Raw genomic sequence first — 22,097 nt, 5'->3', positions numbered from 1 at the left:
TTATTCCTCCTCTTACGCTTTCGCCTTATAAAGTAAATATAAGAAATAAGGTACACCGACAATAGAAATAACGATTCCAACTGTTAACTCTACAGGTGTGAAAACTGTTTTTGCAATAAAGTCTGAAGCAATTACAAGAAACATTCCAATTACTCCGCACGTAGGAATGATATGCTTATGCTGAATACCGACAAGTCTTTTCGCTATATGCGGTGCCATTAATCCGATGAAACCAATACTTCCTGAAACTGCAACACATGCGCTTACAAGTCCGATACTACTTAGTAGTAAAATTGATTTCTCTCTTTCTACTGAAACACCTAAACTTGTAATACTCGTTTCTTCCAATTGAAATAAATCTAATAAATAAGCTTTCTTTTGTATAAGTGGAATCAGTATGATAAGCCACGGTAACATTGCAATAATATACTTCCAGTTTGCACTATATATACTGCCTGACACCCAAACTGCAGCCATCTCGAAATCGGTTGACTTCATTTTGAGTGATAAATACATAGAAAAGGCTCCAAATCCTGATCCAATCGCAATCCCTGTTAATAAAAGACGCTGCGAATCTAACTTACCATTTTTCCAAGAAAACAGATAAATGATAATAGCTGCACCTAATCCGCCTACTAAACCAAACATTGGCATCATCATAATAGAAACCCAGTCTGTGCTTTTTAATTGCCCTTGGAAGAAAAACATAAAAATGACGATTGCTGTTCCTGCTCCTGCATTAACTCCTAAAACACCTGGGTCTGCCAATCCATTTCTCGTAATTCCTTGAATAACAGCACCTGCAACACCGAGACCTAATCCTACTAATCCAGCAATTATGATGCGCGGAAGACGAAACTCAAAAATAACTAAATCATGGTCTGGTACTGGATCTATTCTAAGGAGTGTTTTACATACATCTGTAATCGTAATATCAAACGTACCATTCGTTAAACTAATATAAATAGCACATAGTATTAAAAATATACTAATCCCCATCGTCATTCCAAAACGTTGACTTGAACTTTTAAGCATGTCTCTCTCCTCCTCTTGTACGGATTAAATAAAGGAAGAAAGGAATTCCAATTAAGGAGGTAACGACTCCAATCGGTGTTTCAAATGGATAGTTTACAAACCTACTTAAAATATCACATAACGCTAGAAAAACGCCGCCAATAACGCCTGCGCATGGCAAAATCCACTTATAATCTACCCCAATTATAAAGCGAGTAATGTGCGGAATAATTAAACCTACAAAACCAACTTTCCCCACTAAAGCAACTGCCGTTCCTGTTAAAAAGATAACTGATAAAATAGCCATCGCTTTAACTAGTTTTGTACGCTGCCCTAGGTTAATAGAAACTTCTTCTCCTAAAGAAAGAATCGTAATAGATTTTGATATTAACAGCGCTAAAACTATTCCAATTATCCCAAACGGTATCGTAATTTTAATGATATTAGGGTCTACTTGGTCTAATTTTGCATTAAACCAAAAACTAACATTTTGAGAAATTTGGAAGTATGAAGCCATTGCAGCAGACACACTGCTTAAAAATGTTCCAATAACTGTCCCAATAATCGCTAACCGAACTGGCGATAAACCATTTTGAAGGAGTGAACCAAAACCAAACACGATACCTGCTCCTAGTGCAGAACCAATCATTGAACATACAACCATACCAATTGATGACATTCCCGGAAGAAAAATCATACAAAGTGTAATAACAAAGGCTGCCCCATCCGTCACACCCATAATAGAAGGGGATGCAAGATAGTTTCTTGTCATCCCCTGCATAAGTGCTCCTGATATGGCTAGAAATGCTCCAACTAAAAGAGCTGCAACTACCCTTGGCAAACGTGAAGTAATAATAATATTATGATTTACATCGCTTGAATCAAAATGAAATAATGCGTTCCACACCGTTTCAGCATCAATACTTTTCGCCCCATACAAAATAGAAAGTATAACTGTAAATAAGATGAGTATGGGTGCTATACATAATATAGTTACTGGTACTGCATTCGTTTTCTGCATATCATTCAACGCACCTTACTTAATATATTATTTAGATAAATTTTTCACTGCTTCTTTTAAGAATGCTGTTTTACTCCAAGCAGTACCACCTTGTGCCATTGGATCCACAACGTTTACAAATACTTTCTTTTCTTTCGCAGCATTCATACTTTGCCAAATTGGATTACTTTCAATTTCTTCTAGCACTTTCGGGTTTTTATTTTCAGTTGTTTCATATTGTAAGAAAATATAATCTGGGTTTAGTTCAGCAAGTTTTTCAAATGAAATTTTCTCTTGTGCTTTTACAGTTTTCAATTGTTCTGGAACAGTTAATCCAAGATCTTTATAAATTACAGGATTGAAGTATACTCCTTCTGGGTATAGGAATAATTCGTTTGCTCTTAGTCTGATTACAAGGACTTTTTTGTCTTTTAACTTATCTCCTAGTTTTGCTTTTGCTTTTTCAGCGTCCGCATTGTAATCTTTAATAATTTTTTCTGCTTTATCTTTTTTGCCAGTTAATTCTCCCATTAACTTTAAGTTATCCTCCCAATTTGTTGAAACATGTGATACCGGGAATGTAGGAGCTACTTTCGTAAACTTTTCAGCTGTTTCTGCTGGGAATTTCGTACTAGATGTAATAACGTCTGGTTTTAATTGAAGTAATGTTTCGAAATTTGGTTGCATTTTCTCACCAACAGATTTCGCACCTTCTAAATCTTTCTCCAGATACTTTGGTAATTTACCACCAACCGTAATCGCACCAACTGGTTTAATTCCAAGTACTGCTGCATCTTCCATTGACTCTAAACTAGCTGTTGCAATTTTATCTACTTTTGCTGGCACTGTATATTCTTTACCTAAATATGTAATTTTTCGTTTTTCGTCTTTTTTCGTCTCACTAGCCTTTGTCTGTTGAGTTTTTTCTCCTGAAGTTTTATCCGCACTATTACATGCTGCTAGTCCTACACTTAAAACTGTTACCATACCTAATGTAAATAACTTCTTATTCATCTTTAAATATCTCCTCTCGAATTTCCAAACTATATTCTCAATAAAATTTAACTATATAAAACTTGTCCTACATATATATTTTATTAGATTAATAATTCTATCCAGAACTCATTCTCGTTCACTTCCCCTAAGCTATAATTCTTTTACACCTCACCCATTGATAATCTTTTTCATTGATAATGATTATCGTTACTAAGTATATATTTAATATGCAATTATTTCAAGAAAGATTTGAAAAATTTTAACAAACTGAATTAAAAAAGAAGTATCCGCCTAATGTTAGGTAGATACTTCTTTTTTTAGAAATTTATATGTAATTCAACTGGGCAATGGTCTGACCCCATTACTTCACTATTAATTTTCGCCGCTATTATTTGGTCTTTCATTCTCTCGGAAACAACAAAATAATCTAAACGCCATCCAATATTTTTTGCTCTTGCTCCCATTCGATACGACCACCACGAATATGCACCTTCCTGATCAGGATATAGATAACGATACGTATCAATAAATCCTTCTTCTAAAATACATGTAAACTTCTCTCGTTCCTCATCAGAGAATCCAGGGTTTTTACGATTACTTTTTGGATTTTTTAAATCGATTTCTTTATGGGCAACGTTTAAGTCGCCGCAAAAAACAACTGATTTCTTCTCATCCAATCGTTTAATATAGGACCTGAAATCATCTTCCCATTTCATTCTGTACTCTAAACGCTCTAATCCTCGTTTGGAGTTTGGTGTATATAACGTAATGATGTAAAAATCTTCGAACTCTAAAGTAATAACTCGTCCTTCTTGATCATGCTCTTCAATGCCTAAACCGTATGTAACAGAAAGCGGTTCTTTTTTCGAAAAAATAGCTGTCCCTGAATATCCTTTTTTCACAGCATAATTCCAGTATGTATAATAGTCCTCTACATTTAAATCAATTTGCCCCTCTTGTAATTTAATCTCTTGTAAACAAAATATATCAGCATTTGATTCCTCTAGATATTCTAAAAATCCACCTTTTGCGATAACGGCACGTAAACCATTTACATTCCACGAAATGAACTTCACTTATAGTCCTCCTCTTGATGTTTCTTTCCAAATTTCATGCTACCACAAAATAGAAAAACAAGCATATTTTCACCTTTGTAATCTTGCTCTTACATTTATGAATACATACATACACACTTTATTCAGGTTATACTAATTTCAGAGGTGATGTTCTTTGCACAATGAAAGAGTTACGTTAACAAATGAGCATTGGCAAGCAATTATTCATAATGATTCTTCCTATGATAGCAAATTCTTTTATGCCGTGAAATCAACCGGGGTTTTTTGCCGACCGTCATGCAAATCAAGAATACCGAATAAAAACAATGTACGAATTTTTCATCATGCAGAGCAAGCATTAAGTGAAAACTTTCGCCCGTGCAAACGTTGTAAACCAAATGGGCTCACTTTACCTAATGAAGAGTGGGTAGAACAAATTAAAGAGTATATCGAAAAACACTTTGATGAATTATTAACTCTAGACATACTTGCGGAAATGTGCCATGGTAGCCCCTTTCATTTACAACGCACTTTCAAAAAAATGACAGGAATAAGTCCGATAGAATATATACAGCAGTTCAGAATTGTTAAAGCAGCAGAACACCTTTTACACACAAATCAACCCATTAAAGAAATTAGTACTGCCGTCGGGATAGAAAACCCAGAATATTTCGCAACTTTATTTAAAAAGAAAACTGGATTTACCCCTACTGAATATCGAAAAAAGAATGAAATGAAAGAGGGATACAATAATGAATTCTTACAAAAATAATTATATATATTGGACGCTACTTACACATGCAAATTGGAAGTTTCATATTGCTGCAACTGAAACTGGACTATGTTTCATTGGATCACAAAACGAAACCTTTGAAGAAGTAAATATATGGGCTAGAAAAAAACTGCCTCAACATATATTGATCCATAGTCCAGATTACTTACAAGTATATACAAAAGAAATTATCGAGTATTTAGAAAACAAGAGAGAAACCTTTACATCCCCTATCGATGCTTACGGAACTGCATTTCAATTATCTGTTTGGAGTACGGTACGTGAAATTCCTTATGGAAAAACATATTCTTATACAGAAATTGCAGATAGAATTCAAAAACCTACAGCGGTACGTGCCGTTGCGGCTGCTATTGCTGCCAACCCAATTCTCATTACGATTCCTTGCCACCGTGTTATTGGAAAGAATGGTAAACTAACTGGTTTTAGAGGGGGATTAGAAATGAAGAAAGAATTGCTTGCATTAGAAAAATTACAGGTGGAATTCATATGACAGCCGAATATAGTAACGCATTAACTTTAACAGTTCCAACAGAATTTAGTTTTCAAGAAAATTTACGCTATCTATCCCGTTCTAACAATGAATGTATGTTCCACATTGAAGATAACAAAATTTATAAAGTTATCCCTTTTCACGATGTAAATCCTTTAGTTGAAATTAGTATGAATGCGGATGATACTATTCAAATACGTTTTTTAGGAGAAGCCTATATCTCTGCAAAACCGATACACGATGCTGTAGCTAACTATGTAACTGAATGGTTTGATTTAACTACTGATTTAGCTCCCTTTTATACATTAGCTAAACATGATGTACTCCTTCAAAGACCAATTGAACAATATTATGGCCTTCGTACTTTAGGTATTCCAGACTTATTTGAGGCACTTTCCTGGGGAATTATCGGGCAACAAATTAACCTCACATATGCTTATACACTAAAAAGAAGATTAGTCGAGACATTTGGAAGTTATGTAGAATGGAACGATAGAAAGCATTGGATATTCCCTTCTCCTGAAACAATTGCCAATTTACACGTAGAGGATCTCAAAAACTTAAAAATGACCACTAGTAAGTGTGAATATTTAATCGGTATTGCAAAGCTTATTACAGAAGGAAAACTATCAAAAGAATCTTTACTACAAACACAAGATGTAAAGATTGCTGAAAAACAATTAACTGCTATACATGGTATAGGTCCGTGGACTGCTCACTATGTTTTAATGCGCTGTTTACGATTCCCTTCCGCTTTTCCAATTGACGATGTTGGTTTGCACAATGCAATTAAATATATAACAGGTTCTAAAAGTAAACCGACTAAACAGGAAATAAAAGATTTTGCGGCAAATTGGATCAACTGGGAGTCTTACGCAACTTTTTATTTGTGGCGAGTATTATACTAAAAAACCAAGTAGCGTTTTTGCACTACTTGGTTCTTTTTTAAGCTTGTTCTTCAAATCGTCTTACAATTTCTATAATAACTTGAACAGCTTTTTCCATAACATCTACCGAAACATACTCAAATTTACCGTGATAGTTTTCACCACCTGTGAAAATGTTTGGGGTTGGTAATCCCATATACGATAATTGTGATCCATCTGTTCCACCGCGAATCGGATGAATATTTGGTTCGATATTTAAACTTTTCATTGCCTCATATGCAATATCAACAATTTCTCTCACTGGTTCAATCTTTTCAAGCATGTTATAGTATTGATCATTCATTTCTAAAACGACTGCATCTCGTCCATACTTCTCTTGCATTTGCTTCACAATATTTTCAACGTTATGTTTACGCACTTCAAAATTTTCACGATCAAAATCTCGAATAATATAATACGCTTTACTTTGCTCAACATCACCATTTAAAGAAAGTAAATGATAGAATCCTTCATAACCCTCTGTATATTCTGGTGCCTCTTCTACTGGTAAATAGCTATTAAACTCCATAGCAAGTTTAGTTGCGTTACGCATTTTATTTTTCGCTGTTCCAGGATGTGTATTCGTTCCGTTAAACGTTAACTTAGCACCTGCAGCATTAAAGCTTTCATACTCTAAACCACCTAATGGACCTCCATCCATCGTATAAGCAAATGAAGCGCCAAACGCTTCTACATCAAAATGCGCTGGGCCGCGGCCAATTTCTTCATCCGGCGTAAACGCAACTCTAATTTTCCCATGTTTAATTTGCGGATTATGTATTAAATAATTCATTGCAACCATAATTTCTGTAAGACCGGCTTTATCATCTGCTCCAAGAAGTGTCGTACCATCAGTTGTAATAATCGTATGGCCTTTATAAGATGGTAACTCTGGGAATTGTTCTGGTGTTAACACAACATTTAGCTCTTCATTTAACGTAATTGCGTTCCCGTCAAAGTTTTCATGAATTTGTGGTTTTACATTTTTTCCTGTAAAATCTGTTGCTGTATCTAAATGGGCTAAAAAACCGATTACAGGAACATCCTTATCCGTATTAGCTGGAAGTGTTGCCATTACATACCCGTTATCGTCCATCGTTACTTCTGTTAACCCAATTTCTTTTAGCTCTTCCACTAATAACTTACCAAATTCAATTTGTCCAGGTGTTGTTGGCACTGTATGACTGTCTTCATTTGATTGCGTATCAATCTTTACATATCTCGTAAATCTTTCAATAAGTTCTTGTTTCAAATTCATTCACTCCCTTTTATACTTCTTTCTCTATTATAATCCTTGAGACGAAATATTTTAACTTTTTTGACTGTGAATACATATATTTCATTTGTATTTTAGCTATTTTAAATACCGGCTGAAAAGTCGTAAAATTTGTACATTAAAACCCTTACATGTAATATACATAATTATACAATATGGGAGGTTTTAAAAATGAGGCTAACTCTCTTTCGCTATTTTCTTTTTTTCTTAGGGTTAATTTTCTTTGGGCTTGGAAATGCTCTTGCAGTCAAAGTAAAATTTCTCGGTTTACATCCTTGGGAAGTTTTAAATATGGCTCTCTACCAAAGGTTTGGATGGACGATTGGTACGTGGAGTGTCATATGTGGGTTATGTCTCGTTCTCATTTCTTTACTAGTAGATCGAAAATATATAAATGTGGGAACATTTTTAAATGCACTACTTATCGGTCCCATTATGGACTTTTTCTTACAATCAAATATTCTTCCAAACGCTAGTGATTATTTATGGATAAACTTACTCATTTTATTTTCTGGTATTGCCATTACAGGTATCGGTGGAGGTATGTATGTTGCGGCTGGAATTGGTGCTGGACCTCGTGATGGATTCATGCTTACTATTTCCGACAAAACAGGTCTATCTATTAGCCGTGCTCGAATCATTGTAGAATGCATTGTACTAGTTATTGGATTTATGCTAGGGGGTCCTGTTTTTATCGTAACTTTTCTGTATACCTTTATTCAAAGTCCAATCTTTCAGCAATCATTTAAGGTATTTCAAACACTTTTACATACTCTACATAACAAAAAGAAAATTAGTGAACATGTTTAAAGTACAATTTAATACAAATAAATTCACCCTATTTACGATTCTCACCGCAAATAGGGTGTTTCTTTTTTATTCCATAATTTAAGAAGATATACTAATCATTCACAATAAAAGTATATACATCGTTATAAATACAACCATTTACTTTAATCACATACTTCCCTGGTTTACTAAAACGAATTGTGTATTTGTTTAGCTGAATTGCTTCTTTATCTCCAGAAAGAACATCAATGCTTCTGCCACTTAATACATATAATTCATTTAGATTCATCGATACATCAATTGCATTGAAATTCTCCTTTTTCACTTGTTGTACTTCCGCAGCGCTTACACTTGGTTCTAAAAACAGTAGTCCACTTAATCCAATCGTCCCCGCTAAAGCAACTCCCGCAAACTTTTTAATTTGTTTCATTACAATGACCTCCTTATAGATTTTGCGTAAAGGTGATGTCCTCCCTTACACCACAAAGCCTATATGTAATGAAATAAAAAGTAAACGAGGACAGTAAGACAAACTTCTACATCTTTTTCTCCTATTGAATATAAATCCAACGTTTGGAGTTTTGTCACATTTAAAATTGTTTACTTAAACCAACTTTCAATTATATTATTCAGAAACTGAATAATTACTTATTGATTTAACATTCTAAAAATAGTTGATAAAAATACTTTCTATTGAAATAAAAAAGATTTTGCTATAAAAGTAACTTTTACAACAAAATCCATACAACCAACTTTATTCCGCTTTCCATAATCTCTCTACATTCATTAATTGTTCTTCTTTAAACTCCATCTTATATATATCTGGTTTTGACGTATTCATTAAAAATTCAAAATCATATTGTTCATCAAAATAGTTCATCATTAATGTCATGACAAGACCATGTGTACCAATTACAATTTTTTGTCCTTGAAAATCCATTAAGATTTCTTTTAATACTTTCGCTACTCTTCTCCGGCAATCCGTATATGACTCTCCTTCCGCTAGTGCAAAGTCAGGATTAGAGAACATCTTCTGTACAAGCGGATACACTTCTTTATCTGATATAACTTGATCACCACTGGAAAACATACATTCTTTAAGATTTTCATATATTATTATTTCTTTTTCATAGAAATCGGCTGTTTTTTCTATCGTTAATACAGCTCTCTTATATGGACTTGAAATGAAAGTATCGATTCCCTCTGTTTTTAATATATTTGTTACTCTATGAGCGTCTAAACTTCCCTTTTCGGTTAAACCACGTGTTCTTTCACCCTCTTCTAATTTTGGTGATTCACCGTGCCTAACCATATAAATATATGTATTCATACTTCCTCCTTGAAAATATTCATTTGTTTTTTATAAACTTTACTGATTTGTTCGTCTAATCCATTCTCCTACTAAACTCTCAAATAATTCAGGCTGTTCAATTTGCAAATTATGCCCTGCCATATCTAACACCGCTAATGTCGCTCTTGGGTAACCATCAATAATTTCTATAATATCTTGATAACCTACCGATATATCTTGTCTTCCGGCTAATAACAGAACAGGTTTCTCATATTTCTTACGGTGAAAATCTATAGTAAGAGAGTAATTTTTTTGCAACCTTTCAATAAACTCATAATTAGCAACATCTAACCCCGGCTTAATTTCCTCTTGAAATCGCTTATATGTATATTCATTTGCTATTACTGCTAACTCGCTAAATTCTTCTCTTTCGGTAGAAGTTAACGTATTTAAAAACTCCTTATCTTGTACAATTATCTGTTTATCCGGTAAACGTCTTTCTTTTTGCATCGCAACAACCACAGGACATATTAATAATAGTCCATTGACTCTCTCAAACATTTTTGAAAGTATCCCTCTAGCTAAATATCCGCCGAAAGACTCTCCTACTAGTAAAAAATCTTTCTTTGGAATGATTTCTTCAATAAACATAGTTAACACTTCTAATATATGATCTGAACTATTTATCCAATCTGGAGCGTTCGACTTTCCCATTCCAGGTAAATCAATATATATTCGCTTATAACCTTCATCTTTTTGAAATACTGATTCCATACATTTCATCATTAACCTATGATCGGGCGCACAGCCATGTATAATAAGAACCGGTTTCCCCTCTCCAACAACTTCATAGTATATTTCCGCATCTTTAATTCGCCATAACATAAAAAGCCCTCCCTATTTATACATCCCTTTTGAATAGAAACACTAGCCAGCCTATAAGAATACACGCTCTCAATTTACACCCCCTAAAATTGATTGTCAAATTTGAATCTTCAGACTAAAAACAGATCAGCTTCCTTCTATTTTTATTTCCTAGAAGGAAGCTGATCTATTTTTACCCTATCATAATTTGAAACCTTATTCTTATTAGTTTCGTTACCCCTTATTTTTCTATTTTCATTAACACGATTCTCCAACCATCTGGATCCTCTATCGTTATCCCCTTATCTTTCCAATATGGATTTTCTGGTTCCACTTCATCGTATCCCAATGTATGCAGCCTTTTACTCACCTTCTTCATTTCACTATCTTCACTCATATAAAATACAAGTAAATTATCTTTTGTCGGAGCTGGACAAGGACTCCCATCAATATGTCTTGTAAATTCTAAATGATACTCTTCATCTGGGAGCCCAAACATGACCCCATCATAACCTTCATGATCGTAAAATTCACCTATACGTTTTAAGCCTAATCCTTTTTCATAGAATGCTATAACCTCTTCAAACTTATCCGTCGGACGTGCGATTCGAAACTTTACTAAATTTTTCATGATTTTCCTCCCATACTAAAAATTTCATACATGATTACGTATTATTGTACATACATAACACATTTTTGAAATCACTCATTAGTATAAGAATAAATACATACAAAGGTCTTACTTAAAATAACCTCTATTAGCCAAAAATTAAAATTCAAAAAAGCCTTTATCATTTTATATGCAATTTTGCATCTCTACTTTCAAATCACTAAAAAACCTTTACAATTCAAAAGATGACTAAATATACAATTTCTATTTAAAATCTTTATGCAGTATATACTATCAAATGCAATATTTCTCATTTTTTAGAGCAATTATACTTTTCAAAACTTCCTTATAAACATGATTTTTATAAGGAAATCTGATACAATTCTTAAATAATATTATTATGTATAGATATTACGAATATAGTGCATAATTAAAGAAGGTGATTTTATTGAAATTAAATAAAAATTTACAACTATGTATATTAATTGGAACATTAATATGTTATTCAATCTATTTTATGTTTTTTTATCTGTTCCCCACTCATTTTTCAAATTCGGATGTACGCTTCGCTTCACTTATTGTTGAAGCCATTACATTTGTATCACTCATTTATTCTATATATTCTAAAAAAGTTAGTTCAAATCCATTTTGGATATGTATCACGATAGCAATTGGTAGTTTTTTATTAGGAAAAATAGTATATACATATCAAGAGAGCTTCTTCAAAATTCCAATACATCGTTTTACTATTTCTGATGTGTTTTATATGCTTTTTCTACTCTTCTGTCTTATCGCTTTCTGCTATAAAATCCTAAAAGAATGCAATAAATGGGAAAAAGCATTCTTTATTTGTGATATATGCATAGTACTTACTTCCATATTCACATTAGAGTGGTATTTATTTAATCAACCAAATTTAAATATATTCTCTCTTTCACTAGGAGATGTTTTTCTTTCATTTCTATATCCAATTGCAGATTTATTATTCCTTCTACTAGGTGTTAGTCTCTTTTTCCGTCCAACAATTTTTAATTCTAAACGGAAAATTTATATCTTTATTTTTGTATTAATAAGTTCTGCAACTTTTAACTATATTTATTTTTACTTACATAACCATTTATCAACTGAAACGATAACATTATTACGTCTTTTATATAGAATACCTATATTACTTATTGCAATAGCTGGATCTATTTCAGAAGATCGTAATAGTCATAAAAATTATTTCATTGTAAACCCTATAATAGGAAAAAAGGCTTTAGTTGTATTTCCCTATCTTGCTGTTGCAATACTAATCGGGTTTACATTAAAGGAACAAACATCATCTTCCACTCTCATTACGGGAAATTGTATTACTTTTATTTTCGTACTCATTCGTCATTCTATTGTACGTATGCAAAACAATTCCCTAACTAAACGTTTACAGGCATTTAATGCTCAACTAGAAGAAAAGGTTACTTTACGGACTTCAGATTTAGTTCATAAATCTGAGGCTCTATCTCAAAAGCAACAAAAATTCAAATCATTATATGAATATCATCCTGACCCTATTTTTACAATTGATTTAAATGGCGTATTCTTAAATGTAAATAAAGCTGGAAGTATACTACTCGGTGCACCAACGGATGAGTTACTTGGTGAAACTTGTTTTTCGATTATTTTAGATGAAGACAAATATAAACTAGCATCTGCATTAGAAAAAGTGAAACAACAAGAATCAGCATCCTTACAACTTAGTTCTCAATATAAAGATGGATTTACTTATTCTTTATACGTTACCATCGTCCCTATTATGATAGACGGGCAAATTTCAGGAAGCTATATTATGATGAAAGATATTACTGCGCTAAAAAAACAGCAAGAAGAAATAAAATATTTAGCATTCCATGATACTGTAACGAAAATTGGGAACCGTGCCTTTTTCCATAAGAAATTAAAAAGAATTATAAAAAATGGTAAAACGACAGAAAGCGAGTTTGCATTATTATATTTGGACTTAGATCGCTTTAAAGCAATTAATGATACACTTGGACATTCGGCAGGAGATCACATATTAGAAGAAGTAGCGAAGCGATTCCAATCATGTCTTCCATCACATACTCATCTATCAAGAATCGGTGGCGATGAATTTACAATCTTAATTGAAAACTATACTGACGAAGATTCCTTATTCGAGTTATGCAACCAGTTATTTGAATGCATGGAAAAATCGTTTGTCATATATGAACATACATTAACTTTATCACTAAGTATCGGCATCGCTATTTATCCACATTCCGGAATCGATACCGCTACACTTCTGAAAAACGCTAATGTTGCAATGTATGATGCGAAAGCAAAAGAACTTAATTCTGTCTCTATTTATGATGATGTAATTGCAAAAAAAATTGAAAGACGATTGCGATTAGAAAAAGATTTACCAAATGCAATTCAAAATGAAGAATTGTTCCTTTTATATCAACCTCAAGTTGATAGCAAGTCTAACAAAATTATCGGTGCTGAAGCTTTAATTAGGTGGAATCATCCTGAATTAGGTGTTATTTCTCCATACGAGTTTATTCCGATTGCAGAAGAAACGCTACAAATCATTCCAATAGGAAAATGGACACTACAACAAGCTTGTGAGCAAATGAAACGTTGGCACACAAGCGGATATTCACATTTGAAAATAGGTGTAAATTTATCTGCTAAAGAATTTGAACAAGAAGATTTTGTAAAGTCTATTTCTGCTACATTAACAAATACAGGTTTACCAGCAAGTTCTCTTGATCTTGAATTAACAGAACGAATTGCAATGATGGATGAGCGAGAAACATTAATAAAACTGCGTACACTAAAGAGCTTAGGCGTTCACATTTCAATTGACGACTTTGGTACTGGTTATTCTTCGCTAGCCTATTTACCTTTATATCCAATTGATACGTTAAAAATCCCGAGAGAATTTATTACAATGTCTGAAACATGTGACGATGGAATGGAAATTATTAAAACGATCATCACATTAGCAAATACATTAGGAATGTCAGTTATCGCTGAAGGTGTAGAAACGAAAGAACACGTGAGTTTCCTTCAAAAAAATAAATGTCAGTTTATTCAAGGTTACTATTACAGCAAGCCTATTCATGCTGATTCATTTTCTACTCTTCTCAAAAAAGGTGTTCGTTATAACCATTAGCGCAAATACATACAAGGAAAAGGAAAGAAGAGCCCGTCTCCTCTTTCCTTTTTTGTGCTTTTTAACTTTTCATTTCCTTCACATATCATTTATGTAAGTAGTTACTAATACATTTATGATAACAGACTTGAATAGGAGGGAATTACATGAACCACGACAATCCAAATCATAAACTTTACAAGAACATTCCTCTATCCCTCTTCTCAATAAAAAATGAGCTAAAACAAAAATGCACCAACGTAAATAGCTTTCTTTATCCCCTTTCAAAAGAAGAAGAAATACTCATACATACAATTAAAGAAAGAACAAAATTATTAAATCAAAATAATGTGACAAGAACTCGCGCTTACTATCAATTTTACAAAAGATATCCTGAAATACATTGGGCATTACTTGGACATATGGTTTCACGTAACGGCGGTTGGAACATGACAGATTTAAAGGGGGATTTATATACGAAGTTGTTATCTGAGAAAGATCAATTTACTTTCTTTTCTTTTTTAGAACGGGGGAATTGGCTTATCTTTCAAGATGTGTATCCACAATTTTTGTTATATGAACAGAGTGTAAAAAAATCCAAAAATCTTTTTTATCTCCTCCCTCATCTCAATGTGTCAACATTTATGGAAACGATGTGGAACTTTTTTTGGAAAACCGGAAACAAACAAATATTAGCTATTTCCACTATTATTAATGAACAAAACTACTTAGAAAAAAGAGTAATTCAAAATAAACACTTCAAAAAAAATGTACTAAATAGTATTGGATTCAAACTTTTTGATTTCTTTCAATTTAATCATATCCTCTTCCCTTTCTGCGAAGAAAAGCCTATACAGAAAACAAAATTAATTGGTGATACAATGAAACACTTCACTTCCTTACACGAACGAATTTTGCTCGGAAAAAGATTATATGCACTATTATTTCATGATGAGTATGTTTTAGCTCGTATACTACAATGGGCTGACACTCATCCACACACTGGATCACGAAAAGATTATTGGCCACATTTATTTTCAAGCGTAAATGAATCCTTTTCAAGAGAGTTTTATAAACGAAGAATAAAGAAATGCCAATTAAAAAGTGATGCCTACCGTATATATAGCCCTGCACTTATGTATGCATGGAAAAATATGAAACATGAAGAAGCAGAATATGAAGATTGGTTTAACGACTGGCAAGTCATACATTATTTAACTGATAAGGAGGAAAGGATACATGGACAAATCACAGAAGACTACTGTAAAACACTCGAAAAGATTGAACTGGCCATTCTTGCAAAGAAAAATGTTCTCCTTCGAGAAGAAGAATAACCTTTTCGCATTAGTCGTTACAATCTTACTCTCTTCTATTATCGGCACTTGCTTAGATGCTTTCTTTGTTACGAAACAAATATATTCCTTTCCGGTTAGACCATTCTCATCCATATTTTCAGTTAACATAGGCTTTACTTTGTTTGTACTACCGATTTTAACAATAATTTTCATACAAATTTCAAAAAACCTATCTGTATTTTCTAGGATTCTATTTATTGTTTCAATAGGTATTTGTGCTAGCATTTTTGAACAGGTTGCTGAAAGATTAGGTTTCTTTATTCATAGCGGAGATTGGAATCATACATACTCTTTATTTGGCTATATGATATTCTTTTCTTTTATTTGGAAAGTATATCATTTCATACAAAAATAAAGAGATCATTATAGATCTCTTCTTAAGCATAATCTTTAGTTATTGCTAATGGCGCAAGGGTTTGAAGGCTTTTAGATCGTAAACGATAGGCAACGACTTTCTTCTTATATTGCTTTATTACGTCAACGTGTTCCTCATAGCTGTATAGAGAAAATCTAATCTCTTTATTCCCTTTTTTCGTATCAATGACGATTGGTGTTCCTTCTCCGTGCGGTGGAAAATAATGTTTATCTAAAAATAAAGCTTCATTAAATTCATGAATAACTTGTAGTTTCATTTCCCCCTCTATATTTTTTCCATCTATCGATATAGAGGTATTCTCCTCATCAAGTTTTTGATGTAATTCAAATCTACTAATAATAGATTCTACAACTGAAGTTGGCATACTAGAAACGAGTACTTTAAGGGCACCAAAAATAAATAATGTAACTATAAACCATGTTGTCACTTTCATCATCTCCATTACAATTTAAAATATAAATTTCGTTCCATATGGTACAAATATACTGATGAGTATTCCTGTTACAATCATAGTCACCGAACCGATTGTCGCTTCTTCAAACCACTTTAATGGTAAAATACGAGTGGAAAGGAGCAGAAACAGCATTAACATTCCTATTAAACTTCCTGGCATTGATAAATGGAATACTCCTTGAATCCACGTACCAACTAAACTAAATACATACAGCACGCCTACTTGAAGTAAAAGCGTCACGTACTTCATTTCTTTCCCTCATTTCAATATTACGTATCACTATTATGAAATCTCATTTAATGTTTCTGCAAACCTCGTAATTCCCAGTTGAATTTGTTCGACATTTACTCTCCCAAAAGTAAAACGAATATATTCATTCTTAGTACCTAAAACACTCCCCGGGACAAACGCTACACCGTGTCGTATAGATTCACCTAATAAATGATATTCATCAAATGTTCCTTGCACTTTGCACCATAAATGTATTCCACCCTCTGGAACAAAAAATTCAACCTGGTCCCCTAATATTTCTTCAAGCTTTCTAATTAACGCATCTCTTCTTTCCTTCAATTGTCCGCGGAGCATTGTAATATGTGCATGAAAATCTTCTGATTCTAAAAATTGATTTGCCACCCACTGCGTAAATACGCTATGGCCAAAATCAACTTGCTGCTTTGCATCCGCTAAACGTTCTATTACACGCATTGGGCCAATTACCCAGCCAATACGTAATCCTGATGCAACAATTTTTGATAATGAACTTATATAAAGAACATTGCCGTTTTGATCCATTGATTTTAATGTTGGATTCACTTCTCCATTAAAGGACGTTAAACTATACGGATCATCTTCTACAATCGGTATACCAAATTCAGAAGACAGTTCTAAAATCTTTTTACGTCTTGCTAATGACAGCACAGTTCCCGTTGGATTTTGATAATCTGGATTTAAAAATACCATGCGAATACGATGCTTTTTATGCAAATCAATTAGGTCATCTGGATTCATTCCATGCTGATCAACAGGTAAATGAAATATTTTTAAACCAGCAGATTTAAACATCGGCAATGAGAAACAATACGAAGGGTCCTCAATTGCAATCGCATCACCAGGTTTTAATAAGCACTGAACGATAAGATTAAGTGCTTGTTGTGCTCCAGATGTAATAAGAATAGAATTCGAATCTGCTTCAATTTGTTTATATTGCTGAACATGTGCTACAATTGTTTTTCTCAACATTTCATTTCCAAGTGGATGGTCATAACCGAGGTTTTCCATAAATGTTTTCTCCGACAAGATCGTTCGGAATCTATCACTTGGAATTAATTCTGGTGATAATTCACCACTCGCTAAATTAATTAAGTCGTCTTTTTGCGTTTCCGTTCGAATTTGTTGAACGAGTGGTACATTAGGTAAGAACGATCCATCCTCAACGTACCTACCCCAGTTCGGTATTCGTTTATGTGACACACCCCATATGTCTGTATTCACCCGTGTTCCGCTTCCTTTTTGCCGTTCTACTACTCCAAGTGATTTTAATTCTTCATATGCAGCAACTATCGTACTCCGGTTCACTTGTAATTCTTTTGCTAACATACGCTCAGAAGGTAACTTGCTATCAGAAGGAAACTCACCCGAAGAAATACCCCTTTCAATATAATCTGCGATTTGTTTATATACAGGCGTCTTATCTGCACGATTTGGTTTCCATTCCATATAGTTGCCTCCTTTCAAAGCTAACTATCCTCAATTTATTACTAACAGTATTTACCGTAAAAATAGTATTAATTAGTCCCATTTTCTCATCCTAAAATGGATATATTAAAATAGCTCCGTTTCTGAATACTCGATAGCTTCTGAAATTCCAGCTTCATACTCTCGTTGCAGTTCTGTTACAAACTATCAAATTATTACCGCATACCACGTTACCCCAACAAGTAGTACGAAAAGAAGGATAATATAAATAGTTGATAAGTTTTTCACATTTCTTTTTGTAGACTTGCCGTAATTCTCCTCCACATTCCGTGCAACTAGTACGGTTCCAAACAGTGATCCAATTACAATAATAACGACTAGTGAAATCGCAAAGCTCATAGTATTTTCACCTCTCTAAGGCCAGTCTATTTTTATTAAGAATTTCCTCTTTAAAACGTTAATAACATACTACCTTTCTTCTCTTATCATAATAGATGTTTACAAAAAACGGACCAACCACTTTTATGTTTTTTTGCTCATCCACTTTAAAAATAAAAAGCAACTGAACACTTATGATCAGTTGCTTTTTTGCAGGATTATTTATGCTAATTTTCATTTGAAATTAATTTGATTTAAAAGTTTAGCCTTTTCATAATGAAACATCGATTGAGATAACTCAAAAATTGTTCCATTTACAAGATACACTGTTTTTTAATAAGAAGGACGTATTTTATCGCTTCTTACTCTCATCATCTTTAATCTCTTATTAATGACTTATTCGCTCTTATAACTTCTTGATACAGCAATGGTGACCACTTTTCATTTATGTAGTCTTGAATGATCCAACCTACTCTTGTAGGACTCTTTTGTTTTATATAGTTTGCAATTTCAGGATTTATATAAGAGGCATAGTAATATGGACTATTCCATGCTGTACCACCAGAAGACAAGCTTGCAAAATTAATATATAGATGATGTAAATCCTCACTATTATTCATCGTTTCATTGATCGTATCTTTAATAGATTTTACTTTCTCATCATAACCCACTTTATATTTATCTTGTACCGTTACATTTACGTTGTGATTTACAGTTGTCGTAAACGTCTCATTATCTGGCCAATAAAAATTATTATATCCTCCAGATTCATTACTACCGCCATATCTTTTTAGTAGTACAATTTTCCCACGAGCATCTCCAAGTTTTATATTTCCTTCTGTTTTTAAAAAGATAGGATCAACAAAATAATTTTTTTCAAACGTATTACTAAAGGAACCTTCTGCTCCTTTCATATCCTCATACTCTTTTTTTAAAGACATAATAATTGTTTCACTCGGGTTATCTTTTAAAAATTGTTTCGCTTCGTTTATGAATTCGTGTAGGGTTACATAAAGATATAATGGCCCATGATGAAGAACTATCGTATTATCATCTGTTAAACGGCCTCTTATATCAAAAATTCTAGCTCCATGTTCCATTTGATAACGAAAATTATGTTCTTGCGTCATTCCCCATACTTGCTTAATCGGATTTTGCAACTTGAACGTCCCACTATCATGTGTTCCTGGAATTGAAATTCGTGCTAACGGGATATTATCAGGTATAGGTTGCATCCATTTTGACCAATTTTCAAGCTCATTAACAGAGCTAGCCGCAACGACTCTCTTCTCATGTAAAGCAAATACAAATGTGATAAATATCGTACTACATATGAATAATTTCAAAATAAATTTCTTACTGCTCATTATTATTCCTCCTTTTTTTGTTTTATATCAAACTTATTGAATATAATATAATCTAGTGAGTAAAAAATAAATATCATTTCATAAGTATGAAATATTGCATAGAAATAAAGTTAAAAAACATTCATATATCCTGAATTAGAAAAATTTAAAGGAACTTCATCTGAAGCTCCTTTCGTTTACTTTATATTCAATACATATGAACCATCTTTATTCTCATACTTATAGACGTATAAATAATATTTACCTGGCTTTGCATTATAAGTTCCTTTCACTACATTTCCTTCATTTTCACCATATGCTACATAGTTATTTAAATCTGATTCATGATGAAGCACCCATGTCATCCCAATGTTTTGTTCATTTAGTAGAGAAATAGTAATATTTTCTGGTGAGTCAATTTGGAAAGTAAATACATCTACTCTATCACTATTATGTAGTGTCCCTTTCACCGGTGTATGAAAGTTAACTTTATTTGCCTGTATACGTTCATTATTTGGTTCATTTTCTGTTACTTGTAACTCATTCCCACCGTTTGGTTTTCTTTGTCCATACCCTAAGTTAACTAGTATAGACTTCAAATCTGGTAAAACACCAATTTTATCTGCATATGGATCTTTAGATTTTGTTCCTGTGCTCTGGTTGCTTAATATTGCTCTTAGTTCACTCGGTCTATATGGTTGTCCTAAATTTTCTTTCGCAATGCTTTGTACTAAAGTCGCTGCTCCGGCAATAATAGGTGACGCACTCGACGTGCCACTAAAGCTAGATGTATAAAGATTTACAGCACTTCGACTTTGCTCTGCTGTAGTTGTATCTACGTTTTCTCCCCATCCATACACATCAATACGGCTGCCATAATTCGAAAACCACATACGCTCATGAGGGAAAGATGAAGAACCCGCTCCTACCATAATTGCACCTGAATCTTTAAAATCTTTACTATTACGATTTAAAATTTGTTTACCATTTCTATCTTTAAATTGGTCTAAATCATTCCAACCATTTGCTCCAGCTTCTATAATGACAACACCTTTATCTGTACCGGCACGAATTGCATCAAAGATATCTGGTTGTACCTCAACAGGTAAATATTTATCACCATATCCATCAAAGGAAGCTTGTGCCTCTAATAATAAAACATCCCCAGCTTCTAACTGATTCACAGCACTTAATATTGCATCAGCTGTATTATACTGTCCGTTATCTCTTATTTGAGAGATAACCTTTGCTTTCGCTTTTGGCGCAATCCCAATATTACCAACTTCATTGTCCTCAGAGGATACAATTCCTAGTACAGACGTCCCATGACCGACATGTTGATCTATATTTATTCCAGACATTAATTCAATATTTTGATGTACTAAATCCTCATGATTTAATAACCATCCATATTCCATATCAACAAAAGTTATACCATTTCCTTTACCGCCTTGAACTTCCCAGGCGAAGGGCGCATTAATACCGTATGGTGCTGCTTCTAAATAACCTTGTTGTTTAAATCTAGGATTGTTATTAGGACTAAGAGATACACTTGATGGTTGCACTTCTGGTGGCGTTATTTTTTCTTGTTTCTTCATATACACATCTTCTATTAAAGAAGATTTCTTTAACCTATCTACTAGTTCTTCTTTCTGCTCACCATTTTGAGTTTGAAGAATATAGTAGTTTAATAAACTTGTAGATACATTATTGGGTGCTTTCACTTCAAGGTCTTCTATTTCCTCTGGACTTACAGATGTGAATAAACGCGTGAATGTTACATCTGGATATTCTACCAAAAGATCTTCTAGTACTTTGTCGTTCGTTTGAGATTGTATTTGTTTTTCAATACCATCTTCATATGGAAATTTCAAATCCGCTTTAAATTTTACAATGATTTGCTTATCTGTTTCTTGGTCTATTCCTAATTTACTCTGCTGTTCTATAGAATCAGCATGTACACTATTGACAGTACCTCCTATTCCTAAAAGTGTTGTAATGATTACAGTTGACGCACACATTTTTTGAAATATTTTCATTACATCCATCCTCCTATTAACAACTATTAATCATTATATTAATTTATAATGATTTTATTTATATAACATATTCCCTTTCTACTAAATAGATTATAGTAATCAGCAATATGAACTTCAATGTATTTTCATATGCAATATTTCATATTAGAACTCTACAATACATGAATAAGAAACTTATAATGATTATTTATTTTAT

Annotated in this window: 22 protein-coding genes and 1 pseudogene; 7 read left to right on the top strand and 16 right to left on the bottom strand. The window is 33.1% G+C overall.

Annotated features, from left to right (window positions below):
- Positions 1-12: 12 nt before the first annotated feature.
- From RCJ96_RS05885 to RCJ96_RS05870, 4 genes are all read right to left on the bottom strand, one after another.
- Positions 13-1,035 (bottom strand): FecCD family ABC transporter permease, encoded by a 1,023-nt coding sequence (locus RCJ96_RS05885; protein ID WP_416503889.1) that lies wholly within the window; start codon positions 1,033-1,035, stop codon positions 13-15.
- A complete protein-coding gene (locus RCJ96_RS05880; protein WP_001173060.1) occupies positions 1,028-2,035 on the bottom strand; it encodes a FecCD family ABC transporter permease in 1,008 nt (335 codons plus the stop codon). Before RCJ96_RS05880 ends, RCJ96_RS05885 begins: the two co-directional genes overlap by 8 nt.
- Positions 2,036-2,062: 27 nt before the next feature.
- Positions 2,063-3,028: an iron-hydroxamate ABC transporter substrate-binding protein gene (locus tag RCJ96_RS05875; protein WP_001035495.1), complete on the bottom strand. Its 966-nt coding sequence runs from the start codon at positions 3,026-3,028 to the stop codon at positions 2,063-2,065.
- 299 nt (positions 3,029-3,327) lie between these two features.
- Positions 3,328-4,086, bottom strand: a complete 759-nt coding sequence (locus RCJ96_RS05870) for an exodeoxyribonuclease III (RefSeq protein ID WP_074608231.1) — start codon at positions 4,084-4,086, stop codon at positions 3,328-3,330.
- 154 nt (positions 4,087-4,240) lie between these two features.
- On the opposite strand from RCJ96_RS05870, the gene adaA reads away from it, so the two are divergent.
- The 3 genes from adaA to alkA are packed head-to-tail and all read left to right on the top strand — an operon-like array spanning position 4,241 to position 6,256.
- Entirely contained in the window at positions 4,241-4,837 is a 597-nt protein-coding gene (gene adaA, locus RCJ96_RS05865; RefSeq protein WP_074608233.1) for a bifunctional transcriptional activator/DNA repair enzyme AdaA, read from the top strand.
- On the top strand, positions 4,818-5,348 hold the full coding sequence (locus RCJ96_RS05860; protein WP_074608235.1) for a methylated-DNA--[protein]-cysteine S-methyltransferase: 531 nt from the start codon (positions 4,818-4,820) through the stop codon (positions 5,346-5,348). The genes adaA and RCJ96_RS05860 overlap by 20 nt, the downstream gene beginning before the upstream one ends.
- Positions 5,345-6,256, top strand: a complete 912-nt coding sequence (gene alkA, locus RCJ96_RS05855) for a DNA-3-methyladenine glycosidase II (protein ID WP_074608236.1) — start codon at positions 5,345-5,347, stop codon at positions 6,254-6,256. Before RCJ96_RS05860 ends, alkA begins: the two co-directional genes overlap by 4 nt.
- Before the next feature lie 37 nt (positions 6,257-6,293).
- Here the strand turns inward: alkA and pepT are convergent, their stop codons facing one another.
- Positions 6,294-7,526 carry a peptidase T gene (gene pepT, locus RCJ96_RS05850; RefSeq protein ID WP_074608238.1) on the bottom strand — a complete coding sequence of 411 codons (1,233 nt, stop codon included), beginning with the start codon at positions 7,524-7,526 and terminating at the stop codon, positions 6,294-6,296.
- A gap of 195 nt (positions 7,527-7,721) precedes the next feature.
- Between pepT and RCJ96_RS05845 the strand changes: the two genes are divergently transcribed.
- Positions 7,722-8,360, top strand: coding sequence for a YczE/YyaS/YitT family protein (locus RCJ96_RS05845; RefSeq protein ID WP_001241263.1), 639 nt, complete (start codon positions 7,722-7,724; stop codon positions 8,358-8,360).
- A gap of 91 nt (positions 8,361-8,451) precedes the next feature.
- On the opposite strand, the gene RCJ96_RS05840 is transcribed toward RCJ96_RS05845, so the two are convergent.
- The 4 genes from RCJ96_RS05840 to RCJ96_RS05825 all read right to left on the bottom strand — a co-directional run bounded on the left by RCJ96_RS05840 (position 8,452) and on the right by RCJ96_RS05825 (position 11,125).
- Positions 8,452-8,769 (bottom strand): hypothetical protein, encoded by a 318-nt coding sequence (locus RCJ96_RS05840; RefSeq protein WP_074608239.1) that lies wholly within the window; start codon positions 8,767-8,769, stop codon positions 8,452-8,454.
- 324 nt (positions 8,770-9,093) lie between these two features.
- Complete coding sequence (locus tag RCJ96_RS05835; protein WP_074608241.1) at positions 9,094-9,669, bottom strand: histidine phosphatase family protein; 576 nt, start codon at positions 9,667-9,669, stop codon at positions 9,094-9,096.
- A 39-nt stretch (positions 9,670-9,708) separates the two neighbouring features.
- The gene (locus tag RCJ96_RS05830; RefSeq protein ID WP_074608243.1) at positions 9,709-10,515 is read right to left on the bottom strand and encodes an alpha/beta fold hydrolase; all 807 of its coding nucleotides are present in this window, start codon (positions 10,513-10,515) and stop codon (positions 9,709-9,711) included.
- A 220-nt stretch (positions 10,516-10,735) separates the two neighbouring features.
- Positions 10,736-11,125 (bottom strand): VOC family protein, encoded by a 390-nt coding sequence (locus RCJ96_RS05825; RefSeq protein ID WP_074608244.1) that lies wholly within the window; start codon positions 11,123-11,125, stop codon positions 10,736-10,738.
- Between the two features lie 427 nt (positions 11,126-11,552).
- Between RCJ96_RS05825 and RCJ96_RS05820 the strand changes: the two genes are divergently transcribed.
- The 3 genes from RCJ96_RS05820 (at position 11,553) to RCJ96_RS05810 (ending at position 15,968) form a co-directional block, all read left to right on the top strand.
- A complete protein-coding gene (locus RCJ96_RS05820) occupies positions 11,553-14,279 on the top strand; it encodes a putative bifunctional diguanylate cyclase/phosphodiesterase (RefSeq protein ID WP_416503890.1) in 2,727 nt (908 codons plus the stop codon).
- 146 nt (positions 14,280-14,425) lie between these two features.
- Positions 14,426-15,592 (top strand): DUF2515 domain-containing protein, encoded by a 1,167-nt coding sequence (locus tag RCJ96_RS05815; protein WP_074608247.1) that lies wholly within the window; start codon positions 14,426-14,428, stop codon positions 15,590-15,592.
- On the top strand, positions 15,567-15,968 hold the full coding sequence (locus RCJ96_RS05810; RefSeq protein WP_242304527.1) for a CBO0543 family protein: 402 nt from the start codon (positions 15,567-15,569) through the stop codon (positions 15,966-15,968). The genes RCJ96_RS05815 and RCJ96_RS05810 overlap by 26 nt, the downstream gene beginning before the upstream one ends.
- Before the next feature lie 22 nt (positions 15,969-15,990).
- Here the strand turns inward: RCJ96_RS05810 and RCJ96_RS05805 are convergent, their stop codons facing one another.
- The 7 genes and pseudogenes from RCJ96_RS05805 to RCJ96_RS05775 all read right to left on the bottom strand — a co-directional run bounded on the left by RCJ96_RS05805 (position 15,991) and on the right by RCJ96_RS05775 (position 21,901).
- Positions 15,991-16,416 (bottom strand): YfmQ family protein, encoded by a 426-nt coding sequence (locus RCJ96_RS05805; RefSeq protein ID WP_313897176.1) that lies wholly within the window; start codon positions 16,414-16,416, stop codon positions 15,991-15,993.
- A gap of 21 nt (positions 16,417-16,437) precedes the next feature.
- Positions 16,438-16,692: a CidA/LrgA family protein gene (locus tag RCJ96_RS05800; protein WP_074608251.1), complete on the bottom strand. Its 255-nt coding sequence runs from the start codon at positions 16,690-16,692 to the stop codon at positions 16,438-16,440.
- Positions 16,693-16,725: 33 nt separating this feature from the next.
- Positions 16,726-18,159: a MocR-like pyridoxine biosynthesis transcription factor PdxR gene (pdxR, locus tag RCJ96_RS05795; protein ID WP_242304472.1), complete on the bottom strand. Its 1,434-nt coding sequence runs from the start codon at positions 18,157-18,159 to the stop codon at positions 16,726-16,728.
- Between the two features lie 186 nt (positions 18,160-18,345).
- Positions 18,346-18,537 carry a hypothetical protein gene (locus RCJ96_RS05790; RefSeq protein WP_000006450.1) on the bottom strand — a complete coding sequence of 64 codons (192 nt, stop codon included), beginning with the start codon at positions 18,535-18,537 and terminating at the stop codon, positions 18,346-18,348.
- A 213-nt stretch (positions 18,538-18,750) separates the two neighbouring features.
- Positions 18,751-18,846 (bottom strand): annotated as a pseudogene (locus RCJ96_RS05785) (GntR family transcriptional regulator); the annotation flags it as partial.
- Between the two features lie 47 nt (positions 18,847-18,893).
- Positions 18,894-19,883, bottom strand: a complete 990-nt coding sequence (plcA, locus tag RCJ96_RS05780; RefSeq protein WP_242304474.1) for a phosphatidylinositol diacylglycerol-lyase — start codon at positions 19,881-19,883, stop codon at positions 18,894-18,896.
- Between the two features lie 176 nt (positions 19,884-20,059).
- Positions 20,060-21,901, bottom strand: a complete 1,842-nt coding sequence (locus tag RCJ96_RS05775; protein ID WP_242304476.1) for a S8 family peptidase — start codon at positions 21,899-21,901, stop codon at positions 20,060-20,062.
- Positions 21,902-22,097: the final 196 nt, after the last annotated feature.

The sequence above is a fragment of the Bacillus sp. BSL6 genome (assembly GCF_052928345.1).
This window is presented reverse-complemented; position numbering and strand designations above follow the sequence as displayed.

Excerpts from the sequence above, each read along its gene's own strand:
- RCJ96_RS05885 (WP_416503889.1), bottom strand. The coding sequence starts at position 1,035 with ATGCTTAAAAGTTCAAGTCAACGTTTTGGAATGACGATGGGGATTAGT.
- RCJ96_RS05880 (WP_001173060.1), bottom strand. The coding sequence starts at position 2,035 with ATGCAGAAAACGAATGCAGTACCAGTAACTATATTATGTATAGCACCC.
- RCJ96_RS05875 (WP_001035495.1), bottom strand. The coding sequence starts at position 3,028 with ATGAATAAGAAGTTATTTACATTAGGTATGGTAACAGTTTTAAGTGTA.
- RCJ96_RS05860 (WP_074608235.1), top strand. The coding sequence starts at position 4,818 with ATGAATTCTTACAAAAATAATTATATATATTGGACGCTACTTACACAT.
- alkA (WP_074608236.1), top strand. The coding sequence starts at position 5,345 with ATGACAGCCGAATATAGTAACGCATTAACTTTAACAGTTCCAACAGAA.
- RCJ96_RS05845 (WP_001241263.1), top strand. The coding sequence starts at position 7,722 with ATGAGGCTAACTCTCTTTCGCTATTTTCTTTTTTTCTTAGGGTTAATT.
- RCJ96_RS05840 (WP_074608239.1), bottom strand. The coding sequence starts at position 8,769 with ATGAAACAAATTAAAAAGTTTGCGGGAGTTGCTTTAGCGGGGACGATT.
- RCJ96_RS05835 (WP_074608241.1), bottom strand. The coding sequence starts at position 9,669 with ATGAATACATATATTTATATGGTTAGGCACGGTGAATCACCAAAATTA.
- RCJ96_RS05830 (WP_074608243.1), bottom strand. The coding sequence starts at position 10,515 with ATGTTATGGCGAATTAAAGATGCGGAAATATACTATGAAGTTGTTGGA.
- RCJ96_RS05825 (WP_074608244.1), bottom strand. The coding sequence starts at position 11,125 with ATGAAAAATTTAGTAAAGTTTCGAATCGCACGTCCGACGGATAAGTTT.
- RCJ96_RS05815 (WP_074608247.1), top strand. The coding sequence starts at position 14,426 with ATGAACCACGACAATCCAAATCATAAACTTTACAAGAACATTCCTCTA.
- RCJ96_RS05810 (WP_242304527.1), top strand. The coding sequence starts at position 15,567 with ATGTTCTCCTTCGAGAAGAAGAATAACCTTTTCGCATTAGTCGTTACA.
- RCJ96_RS05800 (WP_074608251.1), bottom strand. The coding sequence starts at position 16,692 with ATGAAGTACGTGACGCTTTTACTTCAAGTAGGCGTGCTGTATGTATTT.
- pdxR (WP_242304472.1), bottom strand. The coding sequence starts at position 18,159 with ATGGAATGGAAACCAAATCGTGCAGATAAGACGCCTGTATATAAACAA.
- RCJ96_RS05790 (WP_000006450.1), bottom strand. The coding sequence starts at position 18,537 with ATGAGCTTTGCGATTTCACTAGTCGTTATTATTGTAATTGGATCACTG.
- plcA (WP_242304474.1), bottom strand. The coding sequence starts at position 19,883 with ATGAGCAGTAAGAAATTTATTTTGAAATTATTCATATGTAGTACGATA.
- RCJ96_RS05775 (WP_242304476.1), bottom strand. The coding sequence starts at position 21,901 with ATGAAAATATTTCAAAAAATGTGTGCGTCAACTGTAATCATTACAACA.